The sequence below is a fragment of the Actinomyces capricornis genome, from assembly GCF_019974135.1.
In the GTDB taxonomy this organism is placed as follows: Bacteria; Actinomycetota; Actinomycetes; order Actinomycetales; family Actinomycetaceae; genus Actinomyces; species Actinomyces capricornis.
Genome location: NZ_AP025017.1, coordinates 1,376,168 through 1,392,986, shown reverse-complemented (window position 1 = coordinate 1,392,986; position 16,819 = coordinate 1,376,168). Strand labels below are relative to the sequence as shown.

Sequence of the window (16,819 nt, the reverse complement as noted above, 5' to 3'; positions counted from 1 at the left end):
GCTCCACTCAGTCCTGCTCCTGGTCCTGGCTCGGCGCGCTCGAGGCACCTGCGGCGTCCTCGCCCGAGGCGGCACTCGGCGCCGCCTCCTCAGCAGTCTGCCCGGTCTCGGGCGCCTCCTCCGCCGGAAGAACGACGACGTAGCGCTGCGGCTCGACGCCCTCGGACTCGGAGTACAGGCCGGCGGAGGCCACGACATCGTGGCAGACCTTGCGCTCAAAGGGATTCATCGGCTCCAGGGAGACCGCGTCCCCGGTGGCCAGCACCTTGGTCACCGCCTCCTGGGCCACCTTGGTCAGCTCCACGCGCCGCGAGGCACGGTAGCCGTTGATGTCGAGCATGAGGCGGGAGCGGTTCCCAGTGCGGGCCTGGACTGCCAGCCGGGTCAACTCCTGGACGGCCTCCAGCACCTCGCCGTCACGACCCACGAGGTCCTCGAGCTCGCGCTCGTCCCCCTCCTCGGAGGCCACCACAGCGATGGAGGCGCGGCCGTGGTCGACGTCGATGTCGATATCGCCGCCCAGGTCGGCGATATCAAGAAGCTCCTCAAGGTAGTCGGCGCCGATCTCGCCTTCCTCCTCAAGGCGCGAGACCGTGCTGGAGCCTGTGGACGTGGTGTTCTCACTCATGTGCTCATCCGTATCTGTGTGGGGAGATATGTCTTGTGAATCCGATCCCGCGCACTCAGCGCGGACGCCTCTTCTTGGCCTGGCGCTTGCGCTTGGCGGCCGCCTGCTGACGGGCCCGGGCGCGTCTCTCATAGCGCCGTCGGGCGATCTCCTCCTCCGTCAGCCCGCCGAAGGCCGCGGATGAGGCCTGCTCCTCTCCGGCGCCGGACTCAGCGTCATCCTCGTGGTCGGCGTCCTCAATGAGGCCGTCGCGCTGAGCGGCGCTCTCAGAGGCGGTGGAGCCGCGCTTCTGCCGCTTCTTGCTCATGGGCTGGACGCGCTGGCCCCCGGTACGCCCCTCGGCCTCGGCCTTGGCGGCCGCCTGGGCCCTCTCCTCCTCCTCCAGGGAGGGCAGGCCCTTGCGAGCGCGCTTGGCGTTGACCCGGGCCCGGTAGGACTTCTCGGCCTCACTGCCCGGGGCCGGCATATTGCGGATGGTGAAGAACTGCTGTCCCATGGTCCACAGGTTGGAGGTCACCCAGTAGACGAGCACCCCGATCTGGAAGTTGACGCCGGTCACGGCGAAGACGATCGGCATGACCGTGATCATGATCCGCTGGGATCGGATCATGGGGTTGTCGGAGTTCTTCGTCGACTCCGGCATGTTCTTCATGCTCAGCTGCGCCATGGTGTACCACTGGGTCACCGACATGATGATGATCATGATGACCGTGACGATCTTGACCTGAAGACCATCGCTATTCATGAAGGAGGAGGACAGGCTCGCCCCGAAGACGGTGGAGGCCTGGACATCCCTGGCCAGCTCGGCGGTCAGCGGCCCGATGGAGCTGTGCCCCGCATAGGTGCCCTCCGCCACATTCTGCAGGCTGGCCAGCACGCGGAACAGGGCGAAGAAGATCGGCATCTGCACCAGCATCGGCAGGCAGGAGGACAGCGGATTGGTCCCGTGCTTGCGGTACAGGGCCATCATCTCCTCCTGCTGCCGCTTCTGCGACTCAGGATCCTTCTTGCCCTTGTACTTGGCCTGGAGCGCCTGGAGCTCGGGCTGCATGAGCTGCAGGCCGCGCGAGGCCCTGATCTGCCTGACGAACAGCGGCATGATGAGGATGCGCACCACGATCGTCAGGCCGATGATCGACAGCACCCAGGCCACTCCCGGCCCGTCGGGCAGGCCCAGGAGAACGAGCCCCTTGTGGATATAGACCATGACCCAGGCGACGACCACCTTGAGGGGCCACAGCAAGCTGTCCATCTGTACTCCTTGAATATGGTGCGGGTCTGGGACCCGTTGGCCGGCCAGCACCGGCCCCCCGCTCACCGGATGGTGAACCGGGCGACGTCGTGGGGATAGTGGTAGCGCCACCTGCCAACGTCAGGGACATGGTCGACACCACCGGGGCTCAGGGGATTGCAGCGCAGTAGCCGCCAGACCGAGAGGATGACCCCTTTGAGGGGTCCGTGGCGGTCCACGGCCTCAACCGCGTAGGTGGAACAGCTCGGGTAGTAGCGGCAGCAGGGCGGCAGCGCCGGGGAGATCCAGCGCCGGTAGAGGCGCACGGGCACGAGGATCGCCCGGCCCACGGCGGCGCTGATGCGGCCGCTCATCGCTTGCGACCCTGTCGGGCCAGTTCGCGGCAGCGCGCCAGCAGGAGATCGATGTCCCGCCCGAGCTCGGCGCTCGAGGCGCCCTCGGCTCCCGCCAGCCCCCGGATGACCACGCGCGACCCGGGCTCGAGCCGGGCCAGGCGGGCGGCCATGACGCCGCGGATCCTGCGCTTGACCCGGTTGCGGTGGGTGGCCAGGGGAATCTGCTTCTTGGGCACGACGACGCCGACGAGAGCCGGGGACTCATCCCCGGACTCGCCGGCGCAGTAGTGGACGACGAGCCTGCGGCTGCCGCGGCGGGCACCAGTGCGCACTGCGGTGGAGAAGTCCTCACCCCGCAGTAGCCGGTGCTCCGCGTCAAGCACCTCAGGCGGCGAGACGAGCGCGGCCCTTGCGGCGGCGCGAGGCGAGAACGGCCCGGCCGGCACGGGTGGACATGCGCTTGCGGAAGCCGTGCACCTTGGCACGACGACGGTTGTTCGGCTGATAGGTCCGCTTGCTCACGGGTGTACTCCTGCTTGGGTGATCGGAACAGCGCGTCACAAGGATCGCGGGCTGTCGCTCGCACGGCTGCCCCATGGACCGGGACCTGACTCCGCGCGAACGTCCGCACCACAATACGTTTCGCCTTCCCGCAGGGTCAAACGAATGTGACCCATGCCGGGTGAGGTCCCAGCCACGCTAGCCACGCCCCGCAGCACCCGGCAGCACGGCTCCCCATTCCTCCACGGGTTGTCCCCATCCGGTGGAGGAGCATGGGGGTATCCCTCCACAGCCGGGACGCATTGTGACCAACCCCCGCCCACAGGCCTGTGGACCTGTGGACGCAGGAACCGCTCCCACCTGCGCCATTCTTGTCATTCACAGCGGGCGACCCACTCGGCACGCTCATCGCGGGCACCGCATCCACAGTGCTGTGGACAAGGGCTCACAAGTGTCCCCAGATGTGGACAAGTCTGTGGAGAGCCTTCATCATGGATGACCCGGCCAGCGCCCGACCGAACGGTACTGTCCACACCTGTCCACATCCATTGCCCCACGAGGAGCCGATCGTGCCCGACGCCGCCAACACCCAGTGGCTCTCAGCCCTGGAGGTCCTCTCAGCCTCCGGCGAGCTGGGTCAGGGCAAGATGTCCATGATCCGCATGACCCACCTCATCGACGTCGACGGCACCCTCGTCCTGGTGGTCGGATCCGCCTTCGCCAAGGACATCGTCGAGCAGGCCCGCGGACCGATCAGCACTGCCATCGCCCAGGTGTGGGGTCAGCCCATGCCCATCGAGGTGACCATCGACACCTCCTCGGAGGCCTCCCTGCGCCCCCCCAGCCTCCAACCGCTGCCGCCCCCCGGCGCCATGGCTCCCGAGCCCATGTCCGGCCCCCCGGTCAACCTGCCCGCACCGCCCGCCCTGGGCCAGGCCCCCGACCAGACCCCCTCCTCTCCCTCGGCAGTCAGCGGTTACGGCTCCTTCCCCTCCGCCACGTCGGCCCCGCCCGTCCAGGCCCCCATCCAGGCCCAGGCCGGCGCCCTCACCGGCGCCCACCCGGGCGCCGTCCCCATGGGCGCCCCCAGCCCCGGGACGGTGGGCGAGCACACCCCGGCCCCCATGCCACCGGCAATGCCCTCGGCAGCCTCCTCTCCCTCGGCAGGTGCGCCCTCGATGCTGTCCTCAGGACTGTCCTCGGGCCTTCTGAGCCCCACGGCCGTCGACGGCGCCTCCCAGCTCAACCCGCGCTACACCTTCGACACCTACGTCACCGGCTCATCCAACCGCTTCGCCCACGCCACCGCCCTGGCGGTGGCCGAGGCCCCGGCCCGCGCCTACAACCCCCTGTTCATCTACGGGGGCTCGGGCCTGGGCAAGACCCACCTGCTGCACGCCATCGGCCACTACGCCCGGACCCTCAACCCCGGGATCCGGGTCAAGTACGTCAACTCCGAGGTCTTCGTCTCCGACTTCATCGCCTGCGTGCGCGACGGCAACCAGGACGACGGGCGCATGGAGGGCTTCAAGCGCCGCTACCGCGAGGTCGACATCCTCCTGGTCGACGACATCCAGTTCCTCCAGGGCAAGGAGTCCACCCTCGAGGAGTTCTTCCACACCTTCAACTCCCTGCACTCCTCGGGCAAGCAGGTGGTCCTGACCTCCGACCAGCCGCCCAAGGCCCTGGGAGGCCTGGACGAGCGCCTGCGCTCGCGCTTCGAGTGGGGGCTGCTCGCCGACGTCCAGCCCCCGGACCTGGAGACCCGCATCGCGATCCTCTCGCGCAAGGGCACCGCCGAGGGCCTGGACCTGCCCCTGGATGTGCTGGAGTACATCGCCTCACGGGTGACCACCAACATCCGCGAGCTGGAGGGCGCCCTCATCCGCGTGACGGCCTTCGCCTCGCTCAACAAGCAACCGGTGGACCAGACACTGGCCGAGATGGTCCTCAAGGACATCATCTCCGACCCCGAGGGCCAGGAGATCACCACCTCCCTCATCATGGCCCAGACCGCGGACTACTTCGGCATCACCATCGACGACCTGTGCTCGGCCAACCGCTCGCGCACGATCGTCTCGGCCCGGCACGTGGCGATGTACCTGTGCCGGGAGCTGACCGACCTGTCCCTGCCCAAGATCGGCCGGGAGTTCGGCGGCCGCGACCACACCACCGTCATGAGCGCGGACAAGAAGATCCGCACCCTCATGGCCGAGCGCCGCTCCACCTTCAACCAGGTCACCGAGCTGACCAGCCGCATCAAGCAGGCCGCCCAGGCGCCCCAGCCCTGAGTCCCGCCTGCCCTCATCGGGCCCGCCGACCCCGGAAGGCCGGCCGCGGGGCCCGGGCGCCGCCCCGCGGGGACGCTGTGGAGGGCACTGGGGAGCCGCGGTGGACATCCCGGGGCCCGCCTGTGGGGCACCGGCGCACCGCTGTGGAATGACATGACTGTCATTCACTGCTGTCCACTGGAGCCTCCGCCGGCCAACCGAACCACGCATATGTCGTTCCACAGCGCTCTTGGCGGGATACCGGGGCAAACCGGGCTTCTCCCCACAATCCACACGTGCTACTACTCCTACAGACCAAAGTACATGGCGCGATGAGCACCGCCGACGTAGCCGGGCGCGAAGGCCGGGTCCCGGGCGTCCTGGTGGTCCGCGCCGTGCGCGCCTCCCCGTGCGATGTGGTTTGCGACTACACTCCTGGTGTCGTGTGCGCGCTCCCACGAGCAGCGCCCATGCGAGATCCGTGATGGCCATGCGGACCATGGCCCACACCCACCACCAACGGAGGCACTCATCGTGAAGCTCAGGGTCGATCGCGACATCCTTGCCGAGGCCGTCACCTGGACCGCCCGCTCGGTGCCCGCCCGCCCGCCGGTACCCGTCCTGGCAGGGGTGCGCTTGGAGGCGACCGGTTCCACCCTCATCCTGGCCTCCTTCGACTATGAGGTCTCCGCCCACTGCGAGGTCGCCGCCGACGTCGAGGAGGAGGGCGTGGTCCTGGTCTCAGGACGCCTGCTGGCCGACATCGCCAAGGCCCTGCCTAACAAGCCGGTGGACCTGGAGCTCGACGGAACCAAGATGGCAGTGACCTGCGGATCCGCCCATTTCTCCCTGGCTGCCATGGCTGCCGATGACTACCCGGCACTGCCCGCGATGCCGCCGGTCGCCGGAACCATCGACGCCCATGACCTGGCCCAGGCGGTCGCGCAGGTCTCCATCGCCGCCTCTCGGGACGAGACCCTGCCGCTGCTGACCAGCGTGCAGATGGAGGTCGAGGGATCCTCCCTGGTGCTCATGGCCACCGACCGCTACCGCCTGGCCCTGCGGGAGATGACCTGGTCCCCGAGCCAGGAGCTGAGCACCAGCGCCCTGCTCAAGGCCCGCACCCTGTCCGATGTCGCCAAGTCGCTGACCTCCTCGGGCGAGGTCACCCTGGCCCTGACCGAGTCCTCGCAGGCCTCCAGCCTCATCGGATTCCAGGCCGGTGGGCGGCGCACCACCTCCCTGCTCACCGACGGCGACTACCCGCCCGTGCGCCGCCTCTTCCCCGAGACCACCACCATCCACGCCACCGTGGGTCGCGAGGAGCTCATCGCAGCAGTACGGCGCGTGAGCCTGGTGGCGGACCGCTCCACCCCCATCCACATGAGCTTCACCGAGGGCAGCCTCGAGCTCGACGCCGGTCAGGGCGACGACGCCCAGGCCTCCGAGCAGCTCGTCGCCCATCTCGACGGTGAGGACATCACCACCGCCTTCAACCCCACCTACCTGGTCGACGGCCTGGGCGCCCTGACCCAGCCCTACGTGAGGTTCGACTTCACCCACGCCTCCAAGCCGGCCGTGCTCACCGGGGTGGAGTCCATCGGCGGGCAGGAGGATGAGAGCTTCCGCTACCTCATCATGCCCATCCGCTTCGGGGCCTGAGCGCAGCCCTGGCCGACCCGGGTCCCCTGCGTGTTCGTCTCCGACCTGTCGCTGGACGACTTCCGCTCCTACCGCAGGCTCGTGCTGTCCCTGGAGGCGGGCCCCACGGCCTTCATCGGGGCCAATGGCCAGGGCAAGACGAACCTGGTGGAGGCCATCGCCTACCTGGCGACCCTGTCCTCTCACCGGGTGGGCGCCGACACCGCCCTGGTGCGCCGAGCCCGGCCCGGTGAGCCCCAGCCCGCCGGGGCGGTGGTGCGCGCCAAGACCATCCACGGGCAGCGGCCCACCGTCGTCGAGATCGAGATCATCGCGGGCCGGGCCAATCGCGCCCGCCTCAACCGCGGATCCTGTCGCCCCCGGGACCTGGTGGGAGTGCTGCGCACCGTCGTCTTCGCCCCCGAGGACCTGGCGCTGGTGCGCGAGGAGCCCGGCCTGCGACGTCGCTTCCTGGACGATCTGGCGGTGATGATGCGCCCCGGCCTGGCCGCCGTGCGCGCCGAGCACGACAAGATCCTGGCCCAGCGGGCCAGCCTGCTGAAGTCCGCCCGCGCCTCGCGCTCCTCGGGGGCCGCGAGGTCCTCCATGCTCTCGACCCTGGAGGTCTGGGACGCCCAGCTCGCCGCGGCCGCCTCCCGCCTCATCGCCGCACGGATCGAGGTGCTCTCGCGGCTGCGCCCCTGGGTCGAGGCCGCCTACGAGGAGGTCTCGCAGGTCTCGGGGCACGCCTCCGGCGCTCAGCTGGCCTACCGCTCCAGCCTGCTCATCCACGACGGCGCCCCGGAGCCCGACCCGCGCGATGAGCAGGCCTGGTGCCAGGGCGAGGCGGGGCTCGCCGACGCGGCGGCCACCGCCGCCCGCCTTGAGGCGGCCATGAGCGCCCTCCACACCCGGGAGATCGAGCGCGGTGCCAACCTGGTGGGTGCGCACCGCGACGACCTCGCCCTGTTCCTGGGGGGACTGCCGGCGCGGGGCTTCGCCTCGCACGGTGAGCAGTGGTCCCTGGCCCTGGCCCTGCGGCTGGCCTCCTACAACATGCTGCGTCACGACCTGGAGGCCTACGGCGGAGACGGCGAGCCCGTGCTCATCCTCGACGACGTCTTCGCCTCCCTGGATCAGCGCCGTCGGCGGGCCCTGGCCACCATGGTCAGCGGCGCCCAGCAGGTGCTGTTGACCGCCGCCGTCGACCAGGACGTGCCCGAGGAGCTCAGCGGGGCGCGATTCCGTGTTGAGGGCGGGGAGGTGACCCGTGGCTGAGGCATCGCGGGGAGCCGGCGAGCCCCAGCGGGCCGAGGGTGCGGCCCGGTGGGACTGGTCGGTGGACCAGCAGGTCGATGCGCTGGCTGAGCGGACCCTGGTGCGCGCCCAGCGCCTCGCCTGGGAGTCCGGTCAGGGGCGCGCCCCCTCCCGGCGCGGAGCGGAGCAGGACGCCGGGGCCCCCGCGCCCTGGGACCAGCGGCGCGAGCGTGCCCGGGCCCTGGGTGAGGATGAGGAGGATCCCCATGATCGCGGTCCGGGACTGCCCCGTGGGCGGGACCGGCCCGGGCCCACGCGCTTCGACCCGCGCACCGGCCAGCGCGAGCTGGGCCGCATGGTGGAGGACCGGGGCTGGGGCGGCAAGCTGGCCGCCGCCTCGGTGGTGGCCAGGTGGGAGGAGATCGTGGGGCCTCAGATCGCCGAGCACTGCACCGTCGAGTCCTTCGAGGCCGGACGCATCACTCTGCGCGCCTCCTCCTCCAGCTGGGCCCAGCAGCTGCGCCTCATCCAGCCCTCACTGGAGGCCACGGTGGCCCAGGCCATGCGCGGGGCTCCCGGTGCCCCCCGGGTGGCCGGCGCCGCGGGCAGTCGGCCGATCGAGATGCGCATCCTGGGCCCTGCCGGCCCCTCCTGGAAGCGCCGCGGGGTGGGCCTTCGCGGTGCGCGCGGGCCGCGAGACACCTATGGGTGAGGTCCGCCCGAGAGGAAGACCCTGGCGGCCCGGGTGCTGGCGTGGGTGGCGGAGCGCCCCGCGCCGTCGTCGAGCATGACGATCCCCCATCGGCGCCGAGACTTGGGATCAACCCGGGACAATTGTGATGGGGGCGTGATCAGGGTGATGACGGGCACGTCCCCGCGGGGCGCGATCGGGCGGCGATGAGGCCTGACTAGGCTAGAATGCGTTGAAACCGCCCATGGTGCGCTCAGGACCGTCCGACAGTACCCACCTACACGAGAGCGAGATCCCTCCCAGGACCGGCGCGAGAGGACGCCCTACGGGGACATCGGACCACACAGGATCGGCTGAGGGCCTTCGCGGGGCCATGACGCACACGAACGAGGAGCAACTGACACGTGTCTGACCAGGACGCCACTGCGGCCAACGACTACGGAGCCTCGGACATCACCGTCCTGGAAGGGCTGGAGGCGGTGCGCAAGCGCCCCGGCATGTACATCGGCTCCACCGGTGAGCGCGGGCTCCACCACCTCGTCTACGAGGTGGTCGACAACTCGGTGGATGAGGCCCTGGCCGGCTACTGCGACCACATCATGGTCACGCTCCTGGACGACGGGGGCGTGCGCGTGGTCGACAACGGCCGCGGCATCCCGGTCGATGAGCATCCCACCGAGAAGCGCCCCACCGTCGAGGTCGTCATGACGATCCTGCACGCCGGGGGCAAGTTCGGCGGTGGCGGCTACGCCGTCTCCGGGGGCCTGCACGGCGTGGGCATCTCCGTGGTCAACGCCCTGTCCACCCGGGTGGACACCGAGGTGCGGCGCCAGGGCCACGTCTGGCGCATGTCCTTCGCCCAGGGCGGCAAGCCGGTCACCGAGCTGGTCAAGGGCGAGCAGACCGATGAGACCGGCACCACCCAGACCTTCTACCCCGACTCCTCGATCTTCGAGACGGTCGACTTCGACTACGAGACCCTGCGCCGTCGCTTCCAGCAGATGGCCTTCCTCAACAAGGGCCTGCGCATCACCCTGACCGACGAGCGCGCCGGGGTGCAGGACGCCGGTGACGAGATCACCGGGGACGAGGCAGGGCCGGCCGACGACCCGGTGGTGGGCCACCGCCAGGTCAGCTACTGCTACGAGCACGGCCTGCGCGATTACGTGGAGTTCCTCAACAAGTCCAAGAAGAGCGAGCTCATCCACCCCGAGATCATCGACTTCGAGGCCGAGCAGGCCCTGGATGAGACCCACGGCATCAGCCTGGAGATCGCGATGCAGTGGACCAGCGCCTACTCCGAGTCGGTCCACACCTACGCCAACACCATCAACACCACCGAGGGCGGCACCCACGAGGAGGGCTTCCGCACGGCCCTGACCACCCTGGTCAACAAGTACGCCCGCGACAAGGGCCTGCTCAAGGACAGGGACGACAACCTCACCGGCGACGACATCCGCGAGGGGCTGACCGCCGTCATCTCCGTCAAGCTCTCCGAGCCGCAGTTCGAGGGCCAGACCAAGACCAAGCTCGGCAACACCGAGGCGCGCACCTTCGTCCAGCAGACCGTCTACTCCCAGCTGGGCGACTGGCTGGACTCCCACCCCGCGGATGCCAAGGCGGTCATCAACAAGGCCACCCAGGCCGCCGCCGCCCGCCTGGCCGCCCGCAAGGCCCGTGAGGCCACCCGCCGCAAGGGCGTGCTGGAGTCGGCCTCCATGCCCGGCAAGCTGCGTGACTGCTCCTCGCGTGTGGCCGAGGACTGCGAGATCTTCATCGTCGAGGGCGACTCCGCCGGCGGCTCGGCCGTGGGCGGGCGCGACCCCGAGCACCAGGCGATCATGCCGATCCGCGGCAAGATCCTCAACGTGGAGAAGGCGCGCCTGGACCGGGCCCTGTCCTCGGACACGATCCGCTCCCTCATCACCGCCTTTGGCACCGGCATCGGTGAGGACTTCGACCTGTCCAAGCTGCGCTACGGCAAGATCGTCATCATGGCCGATGCCGACGTCGACGGCCAGCACATCGCCACCCTCCTGCTGACCCTCCTGTTCCGCTACATGCGGCCGCTGGTGGAGAACGGGCACATCTACATCGCCATGCCGCCCCTGTACCGCCTCAAGTGGTCCAACAGCGAGCACGAGTTCGCCTACTCCGACGCCGAGCGGGACAAGCTGCTCAGGGCCGGGACCGAGGCCGGGCGCCGCCTGCCCAAGGACGGCGGGATCCAGCGCTACAAGGGGCTGGGCGAGATGAACGACCACGAGCTGTGGGAGACCACCATGGACCCCACCACCCGCATCCTCAAGCAGGTCACCCTCGATGAGGCCGCCGACGCCGACGAGACCTTCTCCATCCTCATGGGCGACGACGTCGAGCAGCGCCGCTCCTTCATCCAGCGCAACGCCTCCGACGTGCGCTTCCTGGACATCTGAGTGACTGAGCGACCCCGAGCAGCCCTGCGCAATCTTGAGCACGAAGGAAGACTGTGAGCGACGACGTTGAACAGATCATCGGCAACGAGGGCCTGACCGATGTGGTGGCCCCCGAGCGCATCCAGCCGGTGGACCTCCAGATGGAGATGCAGCGCTCCTACCTCGACTACGCCATGAGTGTCATCGTCGGGCGCGCCCTGCCCGACGTGCGCGACGGCCTCAAGCCGGTCCACCGCCGCGTCCTGTACGCCATGTACGACGGCGGCTACCGGCCCAGTGCCTCCTTCTCCAAGTCCTCGCGCATCGTCGGGGACGTCATGGGCAACTACCACCCCCACGGCGATGTCGCCATCTACGACGCCCTGGCCCGACTGGTCCAGTGGTGGTCCCTGCGCTACCCGCTGGTGGCCGGGCAGGGCAACTTCGGCACCCCCGGCAACCTGGGCCCGGCGGCCCCGCGGTATACCGAGTGCAAGATGGCGCCCCTGGCCATGGAGATGGTCCGGGACATCGACGAGGACAGCGTCGACTTCCAGGACAACTACGACGGGAAGAACCAGGAGCCGGTCATCCTGCCGGCCCGCTTCCCCAATCTCCTGGTCAACGGCTCGGAGGGCATCGCGGTGGGCATGGCCACCCGCATCCCGCCGCACAACCTGCGCGAGGTCGCCAACGGCGTGCAGTGGTACCTGGAGAACCCCGAGGCCTCCCGCGAGGAGCTCCTGGAGGCCCTTATCGAGCGGATCCCCGGGCCGGACTTCCCCACGGGGGCCACCATCCTGGGGCGTCGCGGTATTGAGGACGCCTACCGCACAGGGCGGGGATCGATCACCCAGCGCGCGGTGGTCAATGTCGAGGAGATCCAGGGGCGCCAGTGCCTGGTGGTCACCGAGCTTCCCTACCAGGTCAATCCCGACAACCTGGCCGACAAGATCGCCCAGCTCGTGCGCGATGGGCAGGTCACCGGCATCGCCGATATCCGGGATGAGACCTCCGGGCGCACCGGCCAGAGGCTGGTCATCGTCCTCAAGCGCGACGCCGTGGCCAAGGTGGTGCTCAACAACCTCTACAAGCGCACCCAGCTGCAGGACAACTTCCCCGCCAACATGCTGGCGCTGGTCGACGGTGTGCCGCGCACTCTGAGCCTGGACGGCTTCGTGCGCCACTGGGTGTCCCACCAGATCGATGTCATCGTGCGACGCTCCCGCTTCCGCCTGCGCAAGGCCGAGGAGCGCCTCCACATCCTCGAGGGCCTGCTCAAGGCCATCGATGCGCTGGACGCCGTCATCGCCCTCATCCGCAGGTCCCCCACCACCGAGGAGGCCCGCAGCGGCCTTATGGGCCTGCTTGATGTCGATGAGGCCCAGGCCGAGGCCATCCTCTCCCTCCAGCTGCGGCGCCTGGCCGCCCTGGAGAGGTTGAAGATTCAGCAGGAATCGGAGGAGCTGCGCGAGCGCGTGGCCGACCTGCGCGACATCATCGCCAGCCCCGAGCGCCAGCGCGGCATCGTCTCCACCGAGCTGGCGGAGATCGTCGAGAAGTTCGGGGATGAGCGCCGCACCCGGATCGTTCCCTTCGACGGCGAGATGAGCATGGAGGACCTCATCCCCGAGGAGGACGTGGTGGTGACCATCACCCGCTCGGGCTACGCCAAGCGCACCCGCACCGACTCCTACCGCTCCCAGCACCGGGGCGGCAAGGGCATCCGGGGCGCCGCCCTGCGCGAGGACGACGTCGTCGACCACTTCTTCGTCACCACCACCCACCGCTGGCTGCTGTTCTTCACCAACCTGGGCCGCGTCTACCGGGCCAAGGCCTATGAGCTGCCCGAGGGCGGCCGCGACTCCAAGGGCCAGCACGTGGCCAACCTCCTGGCCTTCCAGCCCGGTGAGCAGATCGCCCAGGTGATGGAGCTCCAGGACTACGACCAGGCCGACTACCTGGTGCTGGCCACGCGGCGCGGACTGGTGAAGAAGACCCGCCTGAGCGACTACAACTCCAATCGCTCCGGCGGCGTCATCGCCATCAACCTGCGCCAGGACGCGCAGGGAAACCCCGATGAGCTGGTCTCGGCCGCGCTGCTGAGCGAGGGCCAGGACCTGCTCCTGGTCTCCCGTCACGGCCAGTCCCTGCGCTTCCACGCCGATGATGAGACCCTGCGGCCCACCGGTCGCGCCACCAGCGGCGTCACCGGCATGCGCTTCCGGGAGGGGGACTCGCTGCTGGCCATGGACGTGGTCGACCCCACCTGGCAGGAGGCCGATCTGTTCGTGGTCACCGAGGGCGGCTACGCCAAGCGCACGAATGTGGTCGACTACCCCATCAAGGGCCGTGGCGGGCTGGGGGTCAAGGTCGCCAATCTGGTGGAGTCCCGCGGCGACCTCGTGGGCGCCCTCATGGTCACGGGCAAGGACGAGGTCCTGTGCATCATGGCCTCGGGCAAGGTGGTGCGCTCGGCCGTTGCCGAGGTCTCGCGCACCGGCCGGGCCACGCAGGGAGTGACCTTCGCCAAGCCCGATGAGGGCGATCACATCATCGCGGTGGCCCGCAATGCCGAGCGGGAGCTGGTGGAGGACCGCACCACCGGTCAAGCCGCTGAGGCCCAGGAGGCGGGGTCGGTTGGGGGTACACCGCAGGAGGCGGCGCAGGAGCCGGAGGAGACCGGGCCCTCTGACGTCTCGCAGGAGAGTGCGGTAGCGTTGGTCGCCGAGGAGAGTGAGGTCGAGGCATGAGCCAACCGTTGTCCATCCCGCCCAGCGGCGGGACGTCCCAGCAGTCTGGGTCCTCCGAGTCCATCGCGGACGCGGTCGGCTCGGGGACGGGCCAGGTCAAGAAGCCCAAGAAGACCATTGCCGGCCCCAGGCGGGTGCGCCTGGCGCTGACCCGCATCGATCCCTGGTCGGTGATGAAGGCGGCCTTCCTGCTCAGCTTCGCCGCGGGGATCATGATGATCGTGGCCACCGCCTTCGTGTGGTTCATGCTCGACGCCATGCACGTCTTCTCCAACATCGAGGGCCTGGTGGGCAAGGTCGCCGGTGAGGAGTCCAACGCCTTCAAGGCGCTGGTGGCCTACCTGGCGCTGCCGCAGGCCATGGCGATGGCGACGATCATCGCGGTGGTCAACATCGTGCTCATGACGGCGCTGACGACGATCGGTGCCTTCCTCTACAACATCACGGCCACTCTTGTCGGTGGGATTCATCTCACGCTGGCGGACGAGTAGTGGATTTGGCCAACGGGGAGGGTGTGGGATAGTCTCCTCTGGTCGCAAGGGCCTATAGCTCAGTTGGTTAGAGCGCATCCCTGATAAGGATGAGGTCGCTGGTTCGAGTCCAGCTAGGCCCACCGCCCGCGGTGACACGGTAGGAGGTTTCATGCGGAACCGGATGGTCGTGACAGCCGCGGTTTTCTCATTCCTGGCCGCGACCGGCTATGCCGCGTGGCTGAGGTTTGAGGCGGCCCGCATGGAGCGGGCGGCCTGGGCTGAGGTCACCGATCCGGTGGACTGAGGCCCGGCTCCCTCCGGGGAACCCCTCGGGGCCATGGCGCAATTGGTAGCGCACCTGCTTTGCAAGCAGGGGGTTACGGGTTCGAGTCCCGTTGGCTCCACCATGAAGGCGCTGGAAGAGGAGTGCGCCTGGCTCATCGGCTCATTATTTCTCGCTGGCCTATCCGCGTTTCGCTGGGTGACCCGCATTCTGCTGAACCACACAGCGTCATTTGAGCCAGCGTGATGCGAGTGACCCAGCGACAACCGAGTCAGCCAGCGGGCCGTTGCGGGATAGGCGCCATGGTAGGAGCTCGGGGAGAGGGGGCCAACCCGCTGGAGGCCCAGGCTGAGGTGGCGGCGGCCCCGCTACTCTACGGGGCCTTGCCTCCGGTCCTCGGATCCCTGCCGGCCCTCGGATTCCGCAGAGGCGAGGCATAGCACCGCAAGGACTATGGCTGACATTAAACCAAGCCGTTTGGTCGCGATCGCGGGGCGCCGCTGTCCTTCGGGGCAATTGCAAGGATTCATCTGATCTACGGCCCCGGAGTGGCGGTTTTCTTTAATTCTGGCCATAAGCAGAGAAAAGGGACGGAGGTAGAGGGCGACGGCGTACCTCCAACCCCGGGTGCCGAGAATTTCCTCTCGGAAAGGGAAACTCGGATGAATCGTATCGCCTTCTCACTGGCCGTCCTGGCCGTCATCACCTCCATTGGCGGCATCCTGCGCGTCACCACCCAGTCGTCGGTGGGCACCTCCTCATACGTCATCACCTGGAGCCTGTGGGGCATCAGCCTCGCGATCGGCATCGTTGCCTTAGGTATCGCCATCGCACGGCGCTGAGGCGACGGCCCGATGGCCACGCAGCCATGGCCTGCCACCGCAGTTGACGGGCGGCCCCGCTCTCGCGGACTGCCGCGGACGCCAGTGCCAGGGCCCTGGAGCGATGACCGCCTGGCGCCGCGGTGCCGGGCGATCGCGTGATCCCGGCCTCAGCGCTGCTGTGGCGGGGCGTAGGAGAGCCGGTCGAAGATCAGCACGCTCTGCGTGATCAGGCCATTGGTGACGGTGAAGAGCTCTGCGGCCGGTGCCGTGGAGGTGACAGCCGTCTGCGGGTAGTAGAACAGCGCCACGCGCTGCCCATCGGTGAATCCTGCGATCTCGCCGACACCGGTGAGCCTGGGGGCGAAGCCGCCGATGAACTCCCGGTAGGCCTCCTTGCCCTCAAGGTCGATGCCCGGGGCTCGACAGGTGATCGCGTCATCCACGCAGCTCATCGCGCCCTCGATATCCCCGCCCGTCCAGGCGCGGTGGTACCTGCGGACGACCTCGTAGGCGGTGCTGGTCTCGGGACTGTGGGACATGTGCCTCTCCTCTGCTTGCTGCGGTCTGCGGTGTGCGGCGGTGTGCTCATCCCGGTCCGCCAGCGGCTGCCAGCGATCAGGCCCCGGATCGTCTCCTGCTCCGGCGATCGCCAGGCGCGGCAGGAAGTTCGCCCACCCGTCGGCGTGACCGCGCAGCTGCGTCTCGGGCAGGTCGCAGTGGCGAAGATCCACCCTCGTGCCACCCTCGATCGCGGTGAGGCGGAACTCGACCCGTGAGGCTCCCGGGGCCAGCACCCCACTGCCGGCGAAGCCCCAGGAGACCACCACCAGGTGTGGGCGCTCGACACGCAGGTACTCGCCCCGAACGGGATACCCTGCGATATCGACCGCGAACCTGCCCCCGGGTGTGGGGTCGGGATCGGCGTACTGGCCCATCCACGCCGTTATGCCCTCACGGGTGGTCAGGTACTCGAAGACCGCCTCGGGCGGGGCGCCGATCTCGATGGAGTCGCGGAACTCAGCCACGGCCCACCTCCTCCGAAGCGGCCTCAGGAGCGGCTCCACTGTCGACCCCTGACTCCACCGCGGCCTTGAGATCGGCCAGCCGGTCCGGCCAGAAGTCGTCGAGGTAGGAGCGCACCGCTGCCAGGCCATCGGTCCTGACGGCGAACAGGTGGCGTGTGCCCTGCCTGCTCTCCACCGTGAGCCCGGCTCTGCGCAGCACCCGCAGGTGGTGGGAGGTCGTCTGCTGCGACAGGCCGAGCTCCTCGGCAATCGATCCCACCGCCTGCGGGGACGAGCGGATGACCTGCAGGATCGCACGCCGATTCCCATCGGCCAGCGCCCGCAGTGCGAGATCAACGTCCTGTGCCGCCTCAGCGCCCACTGGAAGCCCTCCCCTCCATAGGATCATCACCACAATAGCACAAGCTAACGTTTGTACATACCGTTGTAAGTGGATTGTCATCGCTGCTACCCCAGGATCCAGGCCAGCGAT

Annotated in this window: 16 protein-coding genes and 2 tRNA genes; 11 read left to right on the top strand and 7 right to left on the bottom strand. The window is 68.9% G+C overall.

The annotated features are described in order from the left end of the window. Positions 1-7: 7 nt before the first annotated feature. The 5 genes from MANAM107_RS05620 to rpmH all read right to left on the bottom strand — a co-directional run bounded on the left by MANAM107_RS05620 (position 8) and on the right by rpmH (position 2,737). Positions 8-628: a Jag family protein gene (locus tag MANAM107_RS05620; RefSeq protein WP_223912213.1), complete on the bottom strand. Its 621-nt coding sequence runs from the start codon at positions 626-628 to the stop codon at positions 8-10. A 55-nt stretch (positions 629-683) separates the two neighbouring features. Beyond that, positions 684-1,880 (bottom strand): membrane protein insertase YidC, encoded by a 1,197-nt coding sequence (yidC, locus tag MANAM107_RS05615; protein WP_223912209.1) that lies wholly within the window; start codon positions 1,878-1,880, stop codon positions 684-686. A gap of 62 nt (positions 1,881-1,942) precedes the next feature. After that, the gene (yidD, locus tag MANAM107_RS05610; protein ID WP_223912205.1) at positions 1,943-2,233 is read right to left on the bottom strand and encodes a membrane protein insertion efficiency factor YidD; all 291 of its coding nucleotides are present in this window, start codon (positions 2,231-2,233) and stop codon (positions 1,943-1,945) included. After that, complete coding sequence (gene rnpA / locus MANAM107_RS05605) at positions 2,230-2,598, bottom strand: ribonuclease P protein component (protein ID WP_223912200.1); 369 nt, start codon at positions 2,596-2,598, stop codon at positions 2,230-2,232. The genes yidD and rnpA overlap by 4 nt, the downstream gene beginning before the upstream one ends. Position 2,599: 1 nt before the next feature. Then, positions 2,600-2,737, bottom strand: coding sequence for a 50S ribosomal protein L34 (gene rpmH / locus MANAM107_RS05600; RefSeq protein ID WP_026426261.1), 138 nt, complete (start codon positions 2,735-2,737; stop codon positions 2,600-2,602). Positions 2,738-3,285: 548 nt separating this feature from the next. On the opposite strand from rpmH, the gene dnaA reads away from it, so the two are divergent. The 11 genes from dnaA to MANAM107_RS05545 all read left to right on the top strand — a co-directional run bounded on the left by dnaA (position 3,286) and on the right by MANAM107_RS05545 (position 15,340). Continuing rightward, positions 3,286-5,007: a chromosomal replication initiator protein DnaA gene (dnaA, locus tag MANAM107_RS05595; protein ID WP_223912196.1), complete on the top strand. Its 1,722-nt coding sequence runs from the start codon at positions 3,286-3,288 to the stop codon at positions 5,005-5,007. Between the two features lie 513 nt (positions 5,008-5,520). Beyond that, positions 5,521-6,648, top strand: a complete 1,128-nt coding sequence (dnaN, locus tag MANAM107_RS05590; protein WP_179900616.1) for a DNA polymerase III subunit beta — start codon at positions 5,521-5,523, stop codon at positions 6,646-6,648. A gap of 30 nt (positions 6,649-6,678) precedes the next feature. Beyond that, positions 6,679-7,905 (top strand): DNA replication/repair protein RecF, encoded by a 1,227-nt coding sequence (gene recF / locus MANAM107_RS05585; RefSeq protein ID WP_223912193.1) that lies wholly within the window; start codon positions 6,679-6,681, stop codon positions 7,903-7,905. Continuing rightward, complete coding sequence (locus MANAM107_RS05580; RefSeq protein WP_223912178.1) at positions 7,898-8,596, top strand: DciA family protein; 699 nt, start codon at positions 7,898-7,900, stop codon at positions 8,594-8,596. Before recF ends, MANAM107_RS05580 begins: the two co-directional genes overlap by 8 nt. A 383-nt stretch (positions 8,597-8,979) precedes the next feature. After that, entirely contained in the window at positions 8,980-11,010 is a 2,031-nt protein-coding gene (gene gyrB / locus MANAM107_RS05575) for a DNA topoisomerase (ATP-hydrolyzing) subunit B (protein ID WP_223912175.1), read from the top strand. Positions 11,011-11,063: 53 nt separating this feature from the next. Next, positions 11,064-13,742 carry a DNA gyrase subunit A gene (gene gyrA / locus MANAM107_RS05570; RefSeq protein WP_223912172.1) on the top strand — a complete coding sequence of 893 codons (2,679 nt, stop codon included), beginning with the start codon at positions 11,064-11,066 and terminating at the stop codon, positions 13,740-13,742. Beyond that, positions 13,739-14,233 (top strand): DUF3566 domain-containing protein, encoded by a 495-nt coding sequence (locus tag MANAM107_RS05565; protein WP_179900620.1) that lies wholly within the window; start codon positions 13,739-13,741, stop codon positions 14,231-14,233. The genes gyrA and MANAM107_RS05565 overlap by 4 nt, the downstream gene beginning before the upstream one ends. A gap of 48 nt (positions 14,234-14,281) precedes the next feature. Next, a tRNA-Ile gene (locus MANAM107_RS05560) sits at positions 14,282-14,355 on the top strand. 29 nt (positions 14,356-14,384) lie between these two features. After that, complete coding sequence (locus tag MANAM107_RS05555) at positions 14,385-14,519, top strand: DLW-39 family protein (RefSeq protein ID WP_218929242.1); 135 nt, start codon at positions 14,385-14,387, stop codon at positions 14,517-14,519. 27 nt (positions 14,520-14,546) lie between these two features. Further along, positions 14,547-14,622 (top strand) — tRNA-Ala (locus tag MANAM107_RS05550). A gap of 538 nt (positions 14,623-15,160) precedes the next feature. Next, positions 15,161-15,340 (top strand): hypothetical protein, encoded by a 180-nt coding sequence (locus tag MANAM107_RS05545; RefSeq protein WP_223912169.1) that lies wholly within the window; start codon positions 15,161-15,163, stop codon positions 15,338-15,340. A 149-nt stretch (positions 15,341-15,489) separates the two neighbouring features. Here the strand turns inward: MANAM107_RS05545 and MANAM107_RS05540 are convergent, their stop codons facing one another. Next, complete coding sequence (locus MANAM107_RS05540; RefSeq protein WP_223912166.1) at positions 15,490-16,347, bottom strand: SRPBCC domain-containing protein; 858 nt, start codon at positions 16,345-16,347, stop codon at positions 15,490-15,492. Next, entirely contained in the window at positions 16,340-16,708 is a 369-nt protein-coding gene (locus tag MANAM107_RS05535) for an ArsR/SmtB family transcription factor (RefSeq protein WP_223912163.1), read from the bottom strand. The genes MANAM107_RS05540 and MANAM107_RS05535 overlap by 8 nt, the downstream gene beginning before the upstream one ends. Between the last annotated feature and the right edge of the window lie 111 nt (positions 16,709-16,819).